Source organism: Streptomyces sp. HUAS ZL42, from assembly GCF_040782645.1.
Lineage (GTDB): Bacteria > Actinomycetota > Actinomycetes > Streptomycetales > Streptomycetaceae > Streptomyces.
The window spans coordinates 5,910,134-5,927,079 of sequence record NZ_CP160403.1; the positions used below are offsets into that span (position 1 = coordinate 5,910,134).

At 68.9% G+C, this 16,946-nt stretch carries 20 protein-coding genes and 1 tRNA gene; 15 read left to right on the forward strand and 6 right to left on the reverse strand.

Features of this window, described 5'->3' with window-relative positions; translation table 11 throughout:
* The first annotated feature begins 16 nt into the window (after nt 1-16).
* Nucleotides 17-679, forward strand: coding sequence for an RDD family protein (locus tag ABZO29_RS27110; protein ID WP_367322779.1), 663 nt, complete (start codon nt 17-19; stop codon nt 677-679).
* A gap of 231 nt (nt 680-910) precedes the next feature.
* Here the strand turns inward: ABZO29_RS27110 and ABZO29_RS27115 are convergent, their stop codons facing one another.
* Nucleotides 911-1,177 (reverse strand): hypothetical protein, encoded by a 267-nt coding sequence (locus ABZO29_RS27115; protein ID WP_367322780.1) that lies wholly within the window; start codon nt 1,175-1,177, stop codon nt 911-913.
* A gap of 352 nt (nt 1,178-1,529) precedes the next feature.
* Between ABZO29_RS27115 and ABZO29_RS27120 the strand changes: the two genes are divergently transcribed.
* Both ABZO29_RS27120 and ABZO29_RS27125 read left to right on the forward strand, forming a co-directional pair.
* Complete coding sequence (locus ABZO29_RS27120) at nt 1,530-3,872, forward strand: immune inhibitor A domain-containing protein (protein ID WP_367322781.1); 2,343 nt, start codon at nt 1,530-1,532, stop codon at nt 3,870-3,872.
* A gap of 133 nt (nt 3,873-4,005) precedes the next feature.
* Nucleotides 4,006-4,353 carry a hypothetical protein gene (locus ABZO29_RS27125; protein ID WP_367322782.1) on the forward strand — a complete coding sequence of 116 codons (348 nt, stop codon included), beginning with the start codon at nt 4,006-4,008 and terminating at the stop codon, nt 4,351-4,353.
* A gap of 27 nt (nt 4,354-4,380) precedes the next feature.
* Here ABZO29_RS27125 and ABZO29_RS27130 read toward each other — a convergent pair whose 3' ends face one another.
* Nucleotides 4,381-4,968 (reverse strand): isochorismatase family protein, encoded by a 588-nt coding sequence (locus ABZO29_RS27130; protein ID WP_367322783.1) that lies wholly within the window; start codon nt 4,966-4,968, stop codon nt 4,381-4,383.
* 131 nt (nt 4,969-5,099) lie between these two features.
* Nucleotides 5,100-6,446 (reverse strand): nicotinate phosphoribosyltransferase, encoded by a 1,347-nt coding sequence (locus ABZO29_RS27135; RefSeq protein ID WP_367322784.1) that lies wholly within the window; start codon nt 6,444-6,446, stop codon nt 5,100-5,102.
* A 190-nt stretch (nt 6,447-6,636) separates the two neighbouring features.
* Between ABZO29_RS27135 and clpS the strand changes: the two genes are divergently transcribed.
* The 7 genes from clpS to ABZO29_RS27170 all read left to right on the forward strand — a co-directional run bounded on the left by clpS (nt 6,637) and on the right by ABZO29_RS27170 (nt 11,445).
* Nucleotides 6,637-6,954, forward strand: coding sequence for an ATP-dependent Clp protease adapter ClpS (gene clpS / locus ABZO29_RS27140; RefSeq protein WP_367322785.1), 318 nt, complete (start codon nt 6,637-6,639; stop codon nt 6,952-6,954).
* 12 nt (nt 6,955-6,966) lie between these two features.
* A complete protein-coding gene (locus ABZO29_RS27145) occupies nt 6,967-7,569 on the forward strand; it encodes a DUF2017 domain-containing protein (protein WP_367322786.1) in 603 nt (200 codons plus the stop codon).
* Between the two features lie 342 nt (nt 7,570-7,911).
* Nucleotides 7,912-9,336 carry an amino acid permease gene (locus tag ABZO29_RS27150; RefSeq protein ID WP_367322787.1) on the forward strand — a complete coding sequence of 475 codons (1,425 nt, stop codon included), beginning with the start codon at nt 7,912-7,914 and terminating at the stop codon, nt 9,334-9,336.
* Nucleotides 9,337-9,481: 145 nt separating this feature from the next.
* Nucleotides 9,482-9,904, forward strand: a complete 423-nt coding sequence (locus tag ABZO29_RS27155; protein WP_367322788.1) for a Mov34/MPN/PAD-1 family protein — start codon at nt 9,482-9,484, stop codon at nt 9,902-9,904.
* A 79-nt stretch (nt 9,905-9,983) separates the two neighbouring features.
* Nucleotides 9,984-10,079: a putative leader peptide gene (locus tag ABZO29_RS27160; RefSeq protein ID WP_317633465.1), complete on the forward strand. Its 96-nt coding sequence runs from the start codon at nt 9,984-9,986 to the stop codon at nt 10,077-10,079.
* A 114-nt stretch (nt 10,080-10,193) separates the two neighbouring features.
* Nucleotides 10,194-10,472, forward strand: coding sequence for a MoaD/ThiS family protein (locus ABZO29_RS27165; protein WP_367322789.1), 279 nt, complete (start codon nt 10,194-10,196; stop codon nt 10,470-10,472).
* A 22-nt stretch (nt 10,473-10,494) separates the two neighbouring features.
* A complete protein-coding gene (locus ABZO29_RS27170; RefSeq protein WP_367322790.1) occupies nt 10,495-11,445 on the forward strand; it encodes a PLP-dependent cysteine synthase family protein in 951 nt (316 codons plus the stop codon).
* A gap of 12 nt (nt 11,446-11,457) precedes the next feature.
* On the opposite strand, the gene ABZO29_RS27175 is transcribed toward ABZO29_RS27170, so the two are convergent.
* On the reverse strand, nt 11,458-11,904 hold the full coding sequence (locus ABZO29_RS27175; protein WP_367322791.1) for a type II toxin-antitoxin system PemK/MazF family toxin: 447 nt from the start codon (nt 11,902-11,904) through the stop codon (nt 11,458-11,460).
* A gap of 215 nt (nt 11,905-12,119) precedes the next feature.
* Between ABZO29_RS27175 and ABZO29_RS27180 the strand changes: the two genes are divergently transcribed.
* Nucleotides 12,120-12,872: an MBL fold metallo-hydrolase gene (locus ABZO29_RS27180; protein ID WP_367322792.1), complete on the forward strand. Its 753-nt coding sequence runs from the start codon at nt 12,120-12,122 to the stop codon at nt 12,870-12,872.
* Between the two features lie 69 nt (nt 12,873-12,941).
* Here the strand turns inward: ABZO29_RS27180 and ABZO29_RS27185 are convergent, their stop codons facing one another.
* Nucleotides 12,942-14,195, reverse strand: a complete 1,254-nt coding sequence (locus ABZO29_RS27185) for a PTS transporter subunit EIIC (protein ID WP_367322793.1) — start codon at nt 14,193-14,195, stop codon at nt 12,942-12,944.
* Nucleotides 14,196-14,411: 216 nt separating this feature from the next.
* On the opposite strand from ABZO29_RS27185, the gene ABZO29_RS27190 reads away from it, so the two are divergent.
* The 4 genes from ABZO29_RS27190 to rdgB all read left to right on the forward strand — a co-directional run bounded on the left by ABZO29_RS27190 (nt 14,412) and on the right by rdgB (nt 16,615).
* The gene (locus tag ABZO29_RS27190) at nt 14,412-14,645 is read left to right on the forward strand and encodes a glucose PTS transporter subunit EIIB (protein WP_367322794.1); all 234 of its coding nucleotides are present in this window, start codon (nt 14,412-14,414) and stop codon (nt 14,643-14,645) included.
* 89 nt (nt 14,646-14,734) lie between these two features.
* On the forward strand, nt 14,735-15,472 hold the full coding sequence (gene rph / locus ABZO29_RS27195; RefSeq protein WP_367322795.1) for a ribonuclease PH: 738 nt from the start codon (nt 14,735-14,737) through the stop codon (nt 15,470-15,472).
* A gap of 108 nt (nt 15,473-15,580) precedes the next feature.
* Nucleotides 15,581-15,979, forward strand: coding sequence for a hypothetical protein (locus tag ABZO29_RS27200; protein ID WP_367322796.1), 399 nt, complete (start codon nt 15,581-15,583; stop codon nt 15,977-15,979).
* Nucleotides 15,980-16,012: 33 nt separating this feature from the next.
* Nucleotides 16,013-16,615: an RdgB/HAM1 family non-canonical purine NTP pyrophosphatase gene (gene rdgB / locus ABZO29_RS27205; RefSeq protein WP_367322797.1), complete on the forward strand. Its 603-nt coding sequence runs from the start codon at nt 16,013-16,015 to the stop codon at nt 16,613-16,615.
* 44 nt (nt 16,616-16,659) lie between these two features.
* On the opposite strand, the gene ABZO29_RS27210 is transcribed toward rdgB, so the two are convergent.
* A tRNA-Leu gene (locus tag ABZO29_RS27210) sits at nt 16,660-16,744 on the reverse strand.
* Nucleotides 16,745-16,946 lie beyond the last annotated feature (202 nt).

A 16,946-nucleotide genomic window follows, 5' to 3' on the forward strand; every position in this document is an offset into this window, starting at 1 on the left:
GCGGTCGACTCGGGCCATGAGCAGCGAACCGCCTCCCGGCTCCGGTCAGCAGCCACCGGAGGACGACCCGTTCAGGAAGCAGCCGCCGCCCGGGGCGCCCGGCGAGGGCTCGGGCTCGCCCTACGGCGGCGAGCCGCCTCACGGAGGTCAGCAGCCCCCGCCGTACGGAGGCGGCCCCTACGGCGGTGACCCCTACGGGGGCGGTCCCCACCCCGGCGACCCGCTCGCCGGCATGCCCCCGCTCGCCGACAGCGGCAAGCGAACGCTGGCCCGCATCATCGACATGATCCTCGTTGGTGTCGTGGTGTGGCTGCTCACCTGGGGCTTCGGCGTCACCGAGTACGACGTGGACAGTGACAAGGTCAACGTGGCGAGGTCGCTGTGGCAGTCGGTCGTCGCGGCCGTGCTCTACATCGGATACGACACCTTCATGATCGCCAGGTCGGGGCAGACCCTCGGCAAGAAGTGGCTGAACATGCGGGTGGCCAACCTCGACGACGGCGCCACGCCCTCCGTACAGGCCACGCTCATGCGCTCGCTGGTGCTGTGGCTGCCGTTCGCGTTCTGCTGCGCCTGCGTCTGGACCGCGATCTCGGGCGGCTGGAGCTTCTTCGACAAGCCCTACAAGCAGGGCCTGCACGACAAGGCGGCGAAGACGGTGGTGGTCAGCACCAACTGACGGCAGACGCACCTGAAGACCGCAGCCCCGCGCCTGCTCTCGCCGGGGCCGCTGACCGTGCCGGTGCCGCGGGCCCCCGGCGGAACGCCGCCCGGATTCCCGGCCGGCCGACGCGTGGAGGTCGCGCCGGCGATGGATGCTGCCACGGGATGCGGTGGACCGGTGAGCACCGCCTGGCGGAAGACAGCACGACGGCGGGCCCGTGAGGCACGGGACCGCCGTGATGTCGTGTCAGGAAGCCGTCGGCGCGCGCACCGGCTCGGCCGCGGCGACCGTCGCGGGTACGGGCTCCTCGGCGGGCGGCTCTGCCACGGGCCGGGGCGTCGGCTTCGGTACCGGGACCGTGAGCGCGACGAGCAGGCCGAGCGCGAGCGCCGCGACGGCGATGACCGCGATCCCGGGGCCCGAACTCGTCTGTGACAGCAGCAGCATGGCGAGCGTGGAGAAGAGCACGGTGCAGGAACCGTAGGTGAGCTGTGCGAAAGTCGGACGAGGCATGGCAATCGTGTCCTCGGAAGCGGGGGCGATCTCGACTCTATTCGCCTGCATGCCCGAGTGGAACGAGCGGTAAGCGTGACCTTACCCACGGTGCCGGTGCACAGGGGGCGCACGGAGTCATGGGGTCCATCAAGTGGACGGTCGCACGCGCCGGTTCCGTTGCCGTCGTGTGTCCGCAATGCGAACGCCCCTCTCCAATAATGCAGTTGTCCTGTCCAAGTCAAGGTCTGTCTTTTCTCGTAAACCAGTAGTCAAATGGCGTCACTTGACTACACGCGTATAACCGCGCGCGGACCTTCCACAACAGGACCCCCCTTCCGCGCGGCCGGAGCGCGTTAGGGGAGGACATCAAGTGACCAGTAGACCCTGGACGTTCAGAGCGGCCGCCACGGTCGTCGCGCTCGCGGCGGCCTCCGCCACGTTCTCGACGTTCGCCGTGGCGCAGGCGGCGGACGGCAAGTCCGCGCAGGCACCGGTGGTGGACGGGCACGACCCGCAGCCGGTGAAGGCCAAGGAGCACGACCTCGACGGCCCGCTGACCAAGACCCAGCAGGCACAGCGCAAGGAGGCACTCGACCAGGTCATATCCGGTGCCGCCACGGTGAAGAACCGTGACGGCTCGAAGGTCGTCCAGCTCAAGGGCGAGGACAAGTACGTCGAGCTCGGCCGCGAGAAGACCGACAAGATCTTCACGATCCTCGTCGAGTTCGGCGACCAGATCGACAGCCGCTACGGCGGCACGGTCGGCCCGCTGCACAACCAGATCGCCGCACCGGACCGCGCCGTGAACAACAGCACGGCCTGGCAGGCGGACTACGACCAGCAGCACTTCCAGGACCTGTACTTCGGCACCGGCACGAACGTCGAGTCGCTGAAGAAGTACTACGAGAAGCAGTCCTCGGGCCGCTACTCGGTCGAGGGCGAAGTGACCGACTGGGTCAAGGTCCCCTACAACGAGGCCCGTTACGGCTCCAACGACGCCCCCACCGGCGCCTGGTACGCGGTCCAGGACGGCGTCAACGCCTGGGTCGCCGAGCGCGAGGCCGCCGGTGACACGGCCGCCGAGATCAAGGCGGAGCTGGCCCAGTTCGACCAGTGGGACCGCTACGACTTCGACGGCGACGGCAACTTCAACGAGGCCGACGGCTACATCGACCACTTCCAGATCGTGCACGCGGGTGAGGACGAGTCCGCGGGCGGCGGCGCCCAGGGCGAGGACGCGATCTGGGCCCACCGCTGGTACGCGTTCGGAACCGACGCCGGCGCCACCGGCCCCGACGGCAACAGGCTCGGCGGCGCCCAGATCGGCGACACCGGCATCTGGGTCGGCGACTACACCATCCAGCCGGAGAACGGCGGCCTGGGCGTCTTCGCCCACGAGTACGGCCACGACCTCGGCCTGCCCGACGAGTACGACACCTCCGGCGGCGGCGAGAACTCCACCGGCTTCTGGACCCTGATGTCGTCCGGCTCCTGGCTGGGCACCGGCAAGGAGTCCATCGGCGACCTGCCCGGCGACATGAACGCCTGGGACAAGCTGCAGCTCGGCTGGCTCGACTACGACGTCGCCAAGGCCGGCACCAAGTCCACGCACACGCTGGGCGTCGCGGAGTACAACACCAAGAACGCCCAGGCCCTCGTGGTCCAGCTGCCCGACAAGACGGTCACCACCGAGGTGGTCACCCCGGCGCAGGGCGCCACCCAGTGGTGGAGCGGCAGCGGCGACAACCTCCGCAACACGCTGGCCCGTTCGGTCGACCTGACCGGTAAGTCCTCGGCGTCGCTGACTCTCGACGCCTGGTGGGACATCGAGAAGGACTACGACTACCTCTACACCGAGGTGTCCACCGACGGCGGCGCCAACTGGACGCCGGTCGACGGCACGCTGGCCGACGGCACCGCCGTCCCGAAGGACGGCAGCGGCAAGCCCGCCCTCACCGGCACGGTCGAGGCCTACCAGAAGCTGACGTTCCCGCTGGACGCCTACGCGGGCAAGAAGATCGACGTCCGTTTCCGCTACCAGACCGACGGCGGTGTGGCGCAGAAGGGCTTCGCGGCCGACGAGATCACGCTGACCGCCGACGGCGCGGCCCTGTTCTCCGACAACGCGGAGACCGCGGACGCGGCCTGGACGGCCAGCGGCTTCTCCCGCATCGGCGCGTCCATCACGGACGACTACGCGCAGTACTACATCGCGGAGAACCGCCAGTACGTGTCGTACGACAAGACCCTCAAGGTCGGCCCGTACAACTACGGCTTCTCGACGACCCGTCCGGACTGGGTGGAGCACTACCCGTACCAGAACGGCCTGTTGATCTGGAAGTGGGACACCTCCCAGGCGGACGACAACACCAGCCAGCACCCGGGTGAGGGCCTGATCCTCCCGATCGACTCGCACCCGACCCCGCTGAAGTGGTCCGACGGCACGCTGATGCGCAACCGCATCCAGGCCTTCGACTCGACCTTCAGCTGGTACCCGACGGACGCGATCACGCTGCACAAGGCGGACGTCGCGACCAAGATCAAGTCGCGGGCCGGTGTCCCGGTCTTCGACGACGGCAAGTCGGCGTACTACGACGAGTCGAACCCGCTGGCGGGCGTCAAGATCACTGACACCAACACCCGGATCAAGATCCTCTGGGAGCCGCTGAGCGGCTCGACGATCACCCTCCAGGTCGGACCGTCGGCGAAGTAGTCAACGTTTTCGCAGGTCAAAAGCGTATCGGCGGCAACCCCTGGCGGGGTTGCCGCCGATCGTGTTTAGGTGCGTCCTGTGGTTCTCTTATTGACACCGCCTGGAACACCGACTGAAACGGGGATGTGACCGCATGGCCGCAGGAGGCTTCTGCAAGCTGCCGAACGGCACGGTGGTGGTGGCGCTGAATCTGCCCCGCCCCGCCGTCGAGGGTCACGCCTGGGGTACCCCCGGCGTGCGCGTCCTCGTCCACGCCCAGAACCGGGCGCGGGCCCTGACCAGGCTCCGCAACCTCGGCATGCGTGCGGTCTACCTGCGGGGCAACGCGGCCCCGCCCACCCCGGACGAGATCACGGCCGTCCTGCACCACCCCGACGGCCTGATATGGCGCACCGCCCCCGACAGTGACGTGACGATGACGGAGCTGTGGCACCCGATCAGGGCCCTGCTGAGGCGCCCCACGGCACCGCAGGCGCAGTAGGACGCGTGGGGGCCGCGCTCGGGCCGCCTACTGCACGACGGGCTTCCCGGACAGCTCGACCCCGGCTTCCCGCATCTCCTCGATCGCCCGCTCGGTGCTCTCCTGGCCCACCCCGGCGGTGAGGTCGAGGAGGACGTGGGTGACGAAGCCCTCCTTCGCGGCGTCGAGGGCGGTGGCCCGCACACAGTGGTCGGTGGCGATCCCGACCACGTCCACCTCGCCGATCTCCCGGGCCTTCAGCCAGTCGCCCAGCTTCACCCCGTTCTCGTCGGTGCCCTCGAACCCGCTGTAGGCCGCCGCGTACGCCCCCTTGTCGAAGACGGCGTCGATCGCGCCGGAGGCGACCGCGGGGGCGAAGTTCGGGTGGAAGCCGACCCCCTCCGTGCCCGCGACACAGTGCGCGGGCCAGGAGTGGCGGTAGTCGGGGTTGTCGGCGAAGTGGCCGCCGGGCGCGATGTGGTGGTCGCGCGTGGCCACCACATGCCGGTAGCCGGCGGGCGCCTGCCCGATCAGCTCGGTGATCGCGGCGGCGACATCGGCACCCCCGGCGACCGCGAGGCTGCCCCCCTCGCAGAAGTCGTTCTGCACGTCTACGACGATCAAGGCGCGGCGCATGGTGGGTGTCCTTCGGCTATGGGGTCTTCGATGAGGAAGGGGTGCGGGCCCGGCCGTGAACTTCCGAGCCTAGAGACTTCCCGGCGGGTAGGGGAGGGGCACTACGGGGCGTGAACAATGGCGCACCCTGCCTAGCTACCCGAGCGCCCCTGGACATACTCCGTCGGAATGACCGGTTCCCCGCGTGAGAGCTGTGTGGCCGACAGCGGAAGGCCGGCCCGGGCGGCCACGTGCCGGTCACGTACGGTGTCCAGCGGCTCGCGGGCGACGACCTCGCCGCCCTTGATCAGCTCGACGAGCAGCTGCCGGTCGGCGAGCTCGGGCGGTACGGCACCCGTTCCGACGACCTCGGTCTGCGCGACGCCGTCCGCGTCCAGCCGCCGCGCGGCCCACTTGCGGCCGCCTATGGACGTCTTGCCGCCGCTCGACTTCTTGGCCACCGGGACCAGCGGCGCGTTCGGGTCGTCGGACTCGGCGCGCGCGACCAGCTTGTACACCATCGAGCAGGTCGGATGCCCGGACCCGGTCACCAGCTGCGTACCGACGCCGTACGCGTCGACGGGCGCCGCGGCCAGTGAGGCGATCGCGTACTCGTCCAGGTCGGAGGTCACGATGATCTTCGTGTCCCGGGCGCCCAGCTCGTCGAGCTGCTGGCGCACCCGGTGCGCGACCAGCAGCAGGTCCCCGGAGTCGATCCGCACGGCGCCCAGTTCGGGCCCGGCGATCTCCAGGGCCGTACGGACCGCCTCGGCGACGTCGTACGTGTCCACGAGCAGGGTGGTGTTGCGGCCCAGCGAGTTCACCTGGGCCCGGAAGGCGTCGCGCTCGGTGTCGTGCAGCAGCGTGAAGGCGTGCGCCGAGGTGCCGACGGTCGGAATGTTGTAGCGGAAGCCCGCGGCCAGGTCGGAGGTCGAGGCGAAGCCGCCGACGTACGCGGCCCGGGAGGCCGCGACGGCCGCCAGTTCGTGGGTGCGCCGGGCGCCCATCTCGATCAGCGGCCGGTCTCCGGCGGCCGAGGACATCCGGGACGCGGCGGCCGCGATCGCCGAGTCGTGGTTGAGGATGGACAGGATCACCGTCTCCAGGAGCACGCACTCGGCGAAGGAGCCCTCGACCCGCATGATCGGGGAGCCCGGGAAGTAGACCTCGCCCTCGGGATAGCCCCGGACGTCACCGCTGAAGCGGTAACCGGCCAGCCACTCCAGGGTCTCCTCGTCGACGATCTTCCGCTCGCGCAGGAAGCCGAGCACGCCCTCGTCGAAGCGGAAGTTCTCGACGGCGTCCAGGACGCGCCCGGTGCCGGCGACGACGCCGTAGCGGCGCCCGTTGGGCAGCCGGCGGGTGAAGACCTCGAACACCGACCGCCGCCCGGCCGTGCCCGCCTTCAGGGCTGCCTGCAACATCGTGAGCTCGTACTGGTCCGTGAAGAGCGCCGTCGAGGGAACGTCCACCGGCAGCCCAAGGTCCGCTACGTCCACCAAACCTCTCCTAGCCCTGATTCTCCGGGTGCCCCGGCGTCGGCCGGGGTCCGGGGGCCGTCCCCCGGTGCTTGCAGCATGGCAATGGATCGTACCCCCATCTCGTCAGTTTGACGATTTCGGGTCGCGCGACATGCAAAAGGCTTTGCTGCGGGGCGCATTTGTGCGACCACCCCCCTCGGGTGGCAGCATGGGCTCTGTGACGTCACCCGCTCCCGTAGAGATCGAACGCACTGAGTCGGCGGAAGAGGTCTTCGCCGTCCCCGAGCCGGACGTCCCCTGGGTCACCATCGTCCACAACGACCCGGTCAACCTCATGAGCTACGTGACCTACGTCTTCCAGGCGTACTTCGGCTACACCAAGGACAAGGCCACCAAGCTCATGCTCGATGTCCACCACAAGGGCCGGGCGGTCGTCTCCAGCGGTACCCGCGAGGAGATGGAACGCGACGTGCAGGCCATGCACGGCTACGGCCTGTGGGCCACCCTCCAGCAGGACCGGAAGTAGCGATATCCCCTGATGCCAGGACACTTCGAACCGCTCCCCGGCGGCGGCGCGGCCGTCGCGCTCGACGACGTCGAGATCTCCATCATCCGGTCGCTGGCCGTCCAGCTCCTGGAACTCATCGGCCCCGGCCCCGCCGAGGACGCCCCGGCCGACCCGCTCGCCGAGCTGTTCGCCGAGGGTCCGAGCGAACCGCCCGCGGACCCCGTCCTCAAGCGGCTCTTCCCCGACGCCTACAGCGATCCCGAGGCGGCTCCCGGGCCCCAGGAGGCCGAGGAGCAGAAGGCGCACTCCGCCGAGTTCCGCCGCTACACCGAGAACGACCTGCGTGCCGGCAAACGCGACAACGCCCTCGCGGTGATCCACTCCCTGGACGCGCTGACCCCGGTGGACGAGGCCGGGGCGGTCCTCAAGCTGTCGCACGAGGAGTCCCAGCAGTGGCTGGGTGCCCTCAACGACCTGCGCCTGGCGATCGGCTCCCGCCTGGAGATCGCCGACGAGGACGACACCGAGCTCCTCTACCGGCTCCCGGACGAGGACCCGCGTAAGCCGATGGTCATGGCGTACCTGTGGCTCGGCGGGCTCCAGGAGACATTGGTTTCCACCCTCCTGCCCTGAAATGCGCGGGCCCTGTGTTCGCTCAGAGGACGCTCAAATCCGGATAACGATCGCGTCACCGTAGCGGCGGTTTATGCGCCCTACGGGTGCTCTTTGTCCGCTTCTTCCTGTGCTGTGCGCCACATGTGGCACAGGCGATCAATATTGCGGCCGTGATAGATCTTCACGACCGCCCGGCGAACACCACCCATGTGCCAGCCGGGTGCGCCACCGAGCCGGCAACCGCCGGCCAGGCAGGGGCGGGCTCCGCGAGCCCGCCCAGCTCCATCAATCCGGGGGGATCGAGACCCGATCCGAGGCCGACGAGAGGCCCGGGTCGGCATGGAGAAAGGCGCACCACACATGACCTCCGCCAAGGTCGACACGGAGAAGACCTCCGAAGAGGGCTATGAGCGCGGACTGGGCAGCCGCCAGGTCCAGATGATCGCGATCGGCGGCGCCATCGGCGTCGGCCTGTTCCTGGGAGCCGGCGCGAACATCGCCAAGGCCGGACCCAGCCTCATCCTGATGTACGCACTCGCGGGCGCGATCGTCTTCTTCATCATGCGGGCGCTCGGCGAGCTCCTGCTCTACCGCCCGGTCTCGGGCTCCTTCGCGGAGTACTCCCGAGAGTTCCTCGGCCCGTTCTTCGGCTACTTCACCGGCTGGACGTACTGGCTGATGTGGGTCGTCACCGGCATGGCCGAGCTGACGGCCGCCGCGATCTACGTCAACTACTGGTTCCCGGCCATCCCGCAGTGGGTGACGGCCCTGGTCTTCCTGGTGATCCTCTTCGGGGTCAACCTGATCTCCGTGAAGCTCTTCGGTGAGCTGGAGTTCTGGTTCTCGATGGTCAAGGTCACCGCCCTCATCGGCATGATCGTGATCGGCCTGGGCGTGCTCACCCTCGGCTTCAGCTCCGCCGGTGACACCGCGGCCGTCTCCAACCTGTGGGCCTTCGACGGCTTCTTCCCCAAGGGCATCGGCTCGTCCCTGATGACCCTGCAGGGCGTCATGTTCGCCTACCTCGCCGTCGAGCTGGTCGGCGTCACGGCCGGTGAGTCCGAGAACCCGGAGAAGACCCTCCCCAAGGCGATCAACACCCTGCCCTGGCGCATCGCGCTGTTCTACGTCGGCGCCCTCACCGTCATCCTGTGCGTGGTGAAGTGGACGGAGTTCGCGCCGGGCGTGAGCCCCTTCGTCGCCGCCTTCGCGAAGATCGGCATCCCGGCCGGCGCGGGCATCGTCAACTTCGTCGTCCTGACCGCGGCCCTGTCCTCCTGCAACTCGGGCATGTACTCCACGGGCCGCATGCTGCGGAACCTGGCCGACAGCGGCGAGGCCCCGGCCGCCTTCAGGAAGCTGTCCGCGTCCAAGACCCCGGCCTTCGGCATCACCGTCTCGGTCCTCTTCATGGGCATCGGCGTGGTCCTGAACTACGTCGTCCCGGAGAAGGCCTTCGGCTACGTCACCTCCGTCGCCACCGCGGCCGGCATCTGGACCTGGCTGATGATCCTGGTCAGCCATGTCCTCTACCGCCGTGCGGTCGAGGCCGGCCGGCTGCCCGCCTCCTCCTTCCCGGCGCCGGGCGGAGCGGCGTGCAGCTGGATCGCCATCGTGTTCCTGCTCTTCGTCACCGGCCTGATCGCGTACGACGCCGACTCCCGGGTCTGCCTCTACGTCATGGCCGGCTGGGCCGCCGCGCTGGCCGTCGGCTGGGCGATCCTGAAGTCCCGCAACCCGCAGGTGACGGAGCGCCGCGAGCGTGCGCTGGAGAAGGTGGGCTGATCCTCCTCCTGCCCCTCACCACGGACGTCCGGCCGGAGCGGGTACTCGTGGCACCCGCTCCGGCTGCCGCTCAGGGTGTCCGGCATATGGGCCACTCCGTACCACACCTCGGTACGGAGTGGCCCTTCTGCTTATCCTGACGAGCATGCTGACCATCACCCAGGCCCTCGTCGACCAGATCGTCGCGCACGCTCGCAAGGACCATCCCGACGAGGCGTGCGGCGTCGTCGCGGGCCCGGCGGGCACGGACCGCCCCGAGCGCTTCATCCCCATGCTGAACGCGGCCATGTCGCCCACGTTCTACGAGTTCGACTCGGGCGACCTCCTCAAGCTCTACCGCGAGATGGACGACCGCGACGAGGAGCCCGTGATCATCTACCACTCCCACACCGCGACCGAGGCCTACCCCTCCCGCACGGACCTCTCGTACGCCAACGAGCCGGGCGCCCACTACGTCCTGGTGTCGACGGCGGACACCGACGGAGCCGGCGAGTTCCAGTTCCGGTCGTTCCGGATCGTTGAGGGCGAGGTGACGGAGGAGGAGGTCAAGGTGGTGGAGTCGTACTGATCTCGAACTCTGGATGAAATCCGTCCGGAATGCGAGATCACTCTCCGGATGCCCGACCGGGAATCGATACGATGAGCCCATGGTTCTGAACGACGTGAGCGAAAAGACGCCGGGCATGCTGCTCGTGGCGCGGCTGCACGTCGACCTGTGCAGGCTCGCCAGCGCCATCTGTTGACGCTGCCCTGCCGCCGTACGGCCGTGGGCCGCGGCGCCTCACACGCACCACCTGCCTTATCTGCGCTGCCGTGCGCCCACCGACCCGAACACCATCCGACAGGAGCCCGCAACCATGGCCATCGAGGTCCGCATCCCCACCATCCTTCGCCAGTACACCGACGGCCAGAAGGCGGTGGAAGGCACCGGGGACACCCTCGCCGAGCTCTTCGCCGACCTCGAGACCCGGCACGCGGGAATCCAGGCCCGCATCGTGGACGGAGGCGAACTGCGCCGCTTCGTCAACGTCTACCTCAACGACGAGGACGTCCGCTTCCTCGAAGGCATCAACACCAAGCTCTCCGACGGCGACAACGTGACCATCCTGCCCGCCGTCGCCGGCGGCATGGCCTGACCCGAACGGTCGCTGATCTCCGATGCGCTACGACTCCCCGCTGGCCGCGGTGGGCAACACCCCGCTGGTGTGCCTTCCGCGGCTCTCGCCGTCCGCCGACGTCCGCATCTGGGCGAAGCTGGAGGACCGCAACCCGACCGGCTCGGTCAAGGACCGCCCGGCCCTGTACATGATCGAGCAGGCGGAGAAGGACGGCCGTCTGACCCCCGGCTGCACGATCCTCGAGCCGACGAGCGGCAACACCGGCATCTCCCTGGCCATGGCGGCCAAGCTCAAGGGCTACCGCATGGTGTGCGTCATGCCCGAGAACACCTCGCAGGAGCGGCGCGACCTGCTCGGCATGTGGGGCGCGCAGATCATCTCGTCGCCTGCCGCGGGCGGCTCCAACACCGCCGTACGGGTGGCCAAGGAGCTCGCCGCCGAGCACCCCGACTGGGTGATGCTCTACCAGTACGGCAACCCGGACAACGCGGGCGCCCACTACGCCACGACCGGCCCGGAGATCCTGGCGGACCTCCCCTCCATCACCCACTTCGTCGCGGGCCTCGGCACCACCGGCACCCTCATGGGCGTCGGCCGCTACCTGCGCGAGCACAAGCCGGGCGTGAAGATCGTCGCCGCCGAGCCGCGCTACGACGACCTGGTGTACGGCCTGCGCAACCTCGACGAGGGCTTCGTACCGGAGCTGTACGACGCCTCCGTCCTGACCACCCGCTTCTCGGTCGGCTCGGCGGACGCCGTCACCCGCACCCGCGACCTGCTCCAGCAGGAGGGCATCTTCGCCGGCGTCTCCACCGGAGCCGCCCTGCACGCGGCGATCGGCGTGGGCAACAAGGCCGTGAAGGCCGGCGAGAACGCGGACATCGTGTTCGTCGTGGCCGACGGAGGCTGGAAGTACCTCTCCACAGGCGTCTACACCGCCGCCACCACGGAGGAGGCCATCGAGACGCTCCAGGGCCAGCTCTGGGCGTAGGGCCCAGGACGTTCACATCGCCAGGTGCCGGACCTGGTCCCACAGGACCGGGTCCACCACACCCACCCGGCGCCGGAAGTCCCAGACGGGCACCTGCCGCAGCTCGCCCGTCTCCAGGAAACTCGGCCGCCCCTGCGCGTCCCCGACGGCGCCCGGCGGCAGGGGGATCACCCCGACCCGCTCGTCGCGGTACTTACTGGTGATCTTCGCGACGGTCGCGTGCCGGCCGCGCACCGCGAGCACCAGACAGGGCCGGTCCTTGCCCCCCGAACCGTCCTCGTAGGGAACGCCCGCCCACCAGATCTCGGCGGGCCGCGGCTGTCCCGACGGTCCCTCAGCACGCCCCCGGGGCCGTGTCCTGCGCTCTTGCGGACGGCGCCGCCCCCACCCGTCGACGAGCGCGGCGACCAGCGCGAGCAAAACCACCGCGGCGAGCGCGAGCCACCAGGACGTGTCCATACTTGAGGACGTTACCGGCGTGCATGCGCGGCCGCGCGCCTTCTCTCGCACCTCATGCGCCCCGCTGCCAGCCGAACCGGTGACAGCACAGGTGAGTTCGCCCACAACAGACCTTGGTGGAGGAGCGACAGGAGGTTTTGCGCCTTACGCTCGACGGACCGCACGACCCCCGACGCACCCACTCTCGTATTCCCGCCAGCGGAGGTTTCTGCTTCATGAAGCTCACCGTCGTCGGCTGCTCGGGGTCGTTCCCGTCCGCGGAATCGGCCTGCTCGAGCTACCTCGTCGAGGCCGACGGCTTCCGGCTGCTCCTCGACATGGGCAACGGCGCCCTCGGCGAGTTGCAGCGCCACTGCGGTCTCTACGACCTCGACGCAATCTTTCTGAGCCATCTGCACGCCGACCACTGCATCGACATGTGCGCGTACTTCGTGGCGCGCTACTACCGTCACGACGGCGGTCGCTGCGATCCGATCCCGGTCTACGGACCGGAGGGCACGGAGCACCGTCTGACCACGGCCTACGCCGACACCCCCTCGGCCTCCTCGATGAGCGAGGTCTTCGACTTCCACACGGTCAAGCCGTCCACGTTCGACATCGGGCCGTTCACGGTGCACACGGAACGCGTCGCGCACCCCGTGGAGGCCTACGCCATCCGCGTCGAGCACGCCGGGAAGTCCCTGACGTACTCCGGCGACACCGGCGTGAGCCCGGCCCTCGTGGAACTCGCCCGGGACACCGACCTGTTCCTGTGCGAGGCCGCGTTCACGCACGGCAAGGAGGACATCCCCGACCTGCACCTCAACGGCCGCGAGGCGGGCGAGACGGCGGCACGGGCGGGCGCGAGGCGCCTGGTCCTGACCCACATCCCGCCGTGGACCGACCCCCAGATCAACCTGGCGGACGCCCGGGCGGTGTACGACGGGCCGGTAGAACTGGCGGTGCCGAGGGTGTCGTACGAGATCTAGCCGTGGCGACATGAGGAAGGCCCCCGGAGCGGTTCAGGGCTCCGGGGGCCTTCCTCATGTGCACGCGGCTCACGCCTTGGTGAGGTCCTCGATGTCCTCCTCGGGCTCGCGGCCCGGGGTGGGGAGGTTGAACTTGATGATGGCGAAGCGGAAGACGAAGTAGTAGACGGCGCCGAAGACCAGGCCTATCGGGATGATGAGCCATGGCTTGGTGGCGAGGTTCCAGTTGAGTCCGTAGTCGATCGCGCCGGCCGAGAAGGTGAAGCCCGCGTGGACGCCGAGCGCCCAGGTGACCGCCATGGACAGTGCGGTGAGCACCGCGTGGATCGCGTACAGCACCGGGGCGATGAACATGAACGAGAACTCGATCGGCTCGGTCACACCGGTCACGAAGGAGGTCAGCGCGACCGAGACCATCAGGCCCGTCACCGCCTTGCGGCGCTCGGGGCGGGCGGTGTGCGCGATGGCGAGCGCGGCGGCCGGCAGACCGAACATCATGATCGGGAAGAAGCCCGTCATGAACTGCCCGGCGGTCGGGTCGCCCGCGAAGAAGCGGTTCAGGTCGCCGTGCACGATCTCGCCGGCGGAGTTCTTGAAGTCGCCGATCTGGAACCAGGAGACGGCGTTCACGAACTGGTGCATGCCGATCGGGATCAGCGCGCGGTTGATCAGACCGAACAGGGCCGCACCCACCGCGCCGAGACCGGTGATCCACTCGCCGAAGTCGGAGATGACCTCACCGATCGGCTCCCAGACCAGGCCGAAGAAGACACCCGCGAGCGTGCCGACGAAGGCCATGATGATCGGGACCAGACGGCGGCCGTTGAAGAAGCCGAGCCAGTCGACCAGCTTGGTACGGTGGAACTTCTGCCACAGCACCGCGGACAGCAGACCCAGGACGATGCCGCCGAGGACACCGGGGTTGTTGTAGGTGGCGGCGACGTCGGCGCCGTTCTGGATCTTGGCCTCGGTGACCGGGAACGCCTTCAGCACATTGCTGTAGACGAGGAAGCCGACCAGGGCCGCGAGTGCGGTGGAGCCGTCCGACTTCTTGGCGAAGCCGATCGCGACTCCGACGCAGAAGAGCAGCGGCAGATTGTCGAATACGGCGCCGCCCGCGGTCGCGAAGACGGAGGCGACCTTGTGCCAGCCGAGTCCGTCGTCGCCGAACACGTCGGGCTGACCGAGCCGGAGCAGGATGCCCGCCGCCGGGAGCACGGCGATGGGGAGCTGCAGGCTGCGGCCGATCTTCTGCAGGCCCTGGAACAGGCCGGATCCCCACTTCTTCGCGGGGGCCGCCGTGGGCGCGGTGGCGGTGCTCATAGACTTCCTCCGGGGTGGTGGTCTACACCACTGAGTGGTGTAGACCTGTTGTAGCAGATGAAGATGGCACAAGGAACCCGCGATTCACGTGACGTTTGAACTACTCTGAGCTACGGCTCGATGACGTCCCGAAAGGGTGTGACCAGGGGTTTGTCGACCGCCCGCAGGGTGGTGTAGACCAGTTGCAACAAGCGGCACGGATCAGGGAGACAGAGCATGGCCACCAAGGCTGAGAAGATCGTCGCCGGGCTCGGCGGCATCGACAACATCGAAGAGGTCGAGGGCTGCATCACCCGCCTGCGGACCGAAGTCGTCGACGCGAGCCTGGTCGACGAGGCCGCCCTGAAGGCCGCCGGAGCACACGGCGTCGTGAAGATGGGCACGGCGATCCAGGTCGTCATCGGCACGGACGCCGACCCGATCGCGGCGGAGATCGAAGACATGATGTGAGCGCCCGGCGCCATCCGGACACTCACTCGGCAAGGGCCTTTCCCACCGCGGGAGGGGCCCCTTCCACATGTACGGCTAGGCTCAGCGGCATGTCTCGAATCGACGGCCGCACCCCCGAACAGCTCCGCCCCGTCACCATCGAACGCGGCTGGAGCAAGCACGCCGAGGGCTCCGTCCTCGTCTCCTTCGGCGACACCAAGGTCTTCTGCACCGCCTCCGTCACCGAAGGCGTCCCGCGCTGGCGCAAGGGCAGCGGCGAAGGCTGGGTCACCGCGGAGTACGCCATGCTGCCCCGCGCCACCAACACCCGCGGCGACCGAGAGTCCGTCAAGGGCAGGATCGGCGGCCGTACGCACGAGATCAGCCGCCTCATCGGCCGCTCCCTGCGCGCGGTCATCGACTACAAGGCCCTCGGCGAGAACACGATCGTGCTCGACTGCGACGTACTGCAGGCCGACGGCGGCACCCGCACCGCGGCCATCACCGGCGCGTACGTCGCCCTCGCCGACGCCGTCTCCTGGGCGCAGGGCAAGAAGCTGATCAAGCCCGGCCGCCAGCCGCTCACGGGAACCGTCGCGGCCGTCTCCGTCGGCATCGTCGGCGGAGTCCCCCTCCTGGACCTCTGCTACGAGGAGGACGTCCGGGCCGAAACGGACATGAACGTCGTCTGCACCGGCGACGGCCGCTTCGTCGAGGTCCAGGGCACCGCGGAGGCCGAGCCGTTCGCCCGCGAGGAGCTCAACGCCCTGCTCGACCTGGCGGTTTCCGGCTGCACGGAGCTGGCCGCGCTGCAGCGCAAGGCTCTTGATACGGTCCTCGAAAAGTAAAGGACGCGCCAAGAAAGGCGGACGGTGCGGGCAACCGCGCCGCCCGCCTTCGCGTCAGTACGGATACCAACGGGGCCCTCGGGCCCGACAACGGGGAGGAACACGAACATGGCCGCGAGCCGACGCCGCCGTACGACCGCCATCGCCGCCGCGGTGGCGGCCGTCGCACTGACCGCCGGACTGACCACCGGCTGCGACGCCGTCAACAAGGCACTGGACTGCGTCCAGACCGCCGAGGCCATCGCCGACAGCGTCACCGACCTCCAGCAGGCCGTGGAGAACGCGTCGAACGACCCCACGCAGATCGACGAATCCCTCCAGTCCATCGACCAGAACCTCAACGAGATCGGCGACAAGACCGACAACGCCGACCTCGACAAGGCCACCGAGGACATGCGCAAGGCCGTCACCGAAGTGCAGACGGCCATCAAGAACGGCGACCAGACCCCCGACATCAGCGGAGTCACGGACGCGGCGGGCGAACTGACGAAGGTCTGCCGGCCGTAGGGCGCCGCCGGTGAGGCCGGGATACTGGACGTCATGACCCGCTTGATCCTCGCCACACGCAACGCCGGGAAGATCACCGAGCTGAAGACGATCCTCGCCGACGCAGGTCTCGCCCACGACCTCGTCGGCGCGGACGCCTACCCCGACATCCCCGACGTCAAGGAGACCGGCGTCACCTTCGCCGAGAACGCCCTGCTCAAGGCACACACCCTCGCCCAGGCCACCGGACTGCCCGCGGTCGCCGACGACTCGGGCCTGTGCGTCGACGTCCTGAACGGCGCCCCCGGCATCTTCTCCGCCCGCTGGTCGGGCCGGCACGGCGACGACAGGGCCAACCTGGAACTGCTGCTGGCCCAGCTCGCCGACATCACCGACGAGCACCGGGGTGCACACTTCGCCTGCGCGGCGGCGCTGGCCCTCCCGGACGGCACGGAGAGGGTCGTCGAGGGCCGGCTGACGGGTGTGCTGCGGCACACCCCGGTCGGCACGAACGGTTTCGGCTACGACCCGATCCTTCAGCCGGCGGGGGACACGCGGACGTGCGCGGAGCTGACCCCTGAGGAGAAGAACGCGATCAGCCATCGGGGGAAGGCGTTCCGGGCGTTGGTGCCGGTGGTGCGGGAGCTGTTGGGCTGAAACACGGGAGAGGGGCCGCCCGCTGGGTGGCCCCTCTCTTTGCGTGCGGCCGGTGGGACTCGAACCCACACGGGTGTGAACCCACTGGGACCTAAACCCAGCATGACTGCCAAATTCCATCACGGCCGCTCAAAAACGGTCATCACGCTAGACCGGCGGCACTCAGTGTACGGGGCTGCCGGGTCACCCGGCGAGTGGGACTCTGCCCTTCTGCCGACACCACGTTTCCGTCACTGCATGGCAGTTGGGGCACAGGTGTCGCAGGTTCTCCCGGCGATTGTCCCGGCAGTTCCCGTTGGCATGGTCGATCTGCAAGGTAATCGGGCGCCCC

Excerpts from the sequence above, each read along its gene's own strand:
- ABZO29_RS27110 (WP_367322779.1), top strand. The coding sequence starts at position 17 with ATGAGCAGCGAACCGCCTCCCGGCTCCGGTCAGCAGCCACCGGAGGAC.
- ABZO29_RS27115 (WP_367322780.1), bottom strand. The coding sequence starts at position 1,177 with ATGCCTCGTCCGACTTTCGCACAGCTCACCTACGGTTCCTGCACCGTG.
- ABZO29_RS27125 (WP_367322782.1), top strand. The coding sequence starts at position 4,006 with ATGGCCGCAGGAGGCTTCTGCAAGCTGCCGAACGGCACGGTGGTGGTG.
- ABZO29_RS27130 (WP_367322783.1), bottom strand. The coding sequence starts at position 4,968 with ATGCGCCGCGCCTTGATCGTCGTAGACGTGCAGAACGACTTCTGCGAG.
- clpS (WP_367322785.1), top strand. The coding sequence starts at position 6,637 with ATGGGCTCTGTGACGTCACCCGCTCCCGTAGAGATCGAACGCACTGAG.
- ABZO29_RS27145 (WP_367322786.1), top strand. The coding sequence starts at position 6,967 with ATGCCAGGACACTTCGAACCGCTCCCCGGCGGCGGCGCGGCCGTCGCG.
- ABZO29_RS27150 (WP_367322787.1), top strand. The coding sequence starts at position 7,912 with ATGACCTCCGCCAAGGTCGACACGGAGAAGACCTCCGAAGAGGGCTAT.
- ABZO29_RS27155 (WP_367322788.1), top strand. The coding sequence starts at position 9,482 with ATGCTGACCATCACCCAGGCCCTCGTCGACCAGATCGTCGCGCACGCT.
- ABZO29_RS27160 (WP_317633465.1), top strand. The coding sequence starts at position 9,984 with ATGGTTCTGAACGACGTGAGCGAAAAGACGCCGGGCATGCTGCTCGTG.
- ABZO29_RS27165 (WP_367322789.1), top strand. The coding sequence starts at position 10,194 with ATGGCCATCGAGGTCCGCATCCCCACCATCCTTCGCCAGTACACCGAC.
- ABZO29_RS27170 (WP_367322790.1), top strand. The coding sequence starts at position 10,495 with ATGCGCTACGACTCCCCGCTGGCCGCGGTGGGCAACACCCCGCTGGTG.
- ABZO29_RS27175 (WP_367322791.1), bottom strand. The coding sequence starts at position 11,904 with ATGGACACGTCCTGGTGGCTCGCGCTCGCCGCGGTGGTTTTGCTCGCG.
- ABZO29_RS27180 (WP_367322792.1), top strand. The coding sequence starts at position 12,120 with ATGAAGCTCACCGTCGTCGGCTGCTCGGGGTCGTTCCCGTCCGCGGAA.
- ABZO29_RS27185 (WP_367322793.1), bottom strand. The coding sequence starts at position 14,195 with ATGAGCACCGCCACCGCGCCCACGGCGGCCCCCGCGAAGAAGTGGGGA.
- ABZO29_RS27190 (WP_367322794.1), top strand. The coding sequence starts at position 14,412 with ATGGCCACCAAGGCTGAGAAGATCGTCGCCGGGCTCGGCGGCATCGAC.
- rph (WP_367322795.1), top strand. The coding sequence starts at position 14,735 with ATGTCTCGAATCGACGGCCGCACCCCCGAACAGCTCCGCCCCGTCACC.
- ABZO29_RS27200 (WP_367322796.1), top strand. The coding sequence starts at position 15,581 with ATGGCCGCGAGCCGACGCCGCCGTACGACCGCCATCGCCGCCGCGGTG.
- rdgB (WP_367322797.1), top strand. The coding sequence starts at position 16,013 with ATGACCCGCTTGATCCTCGCCACACGCAACGCCGGGAAGATCACCGAG.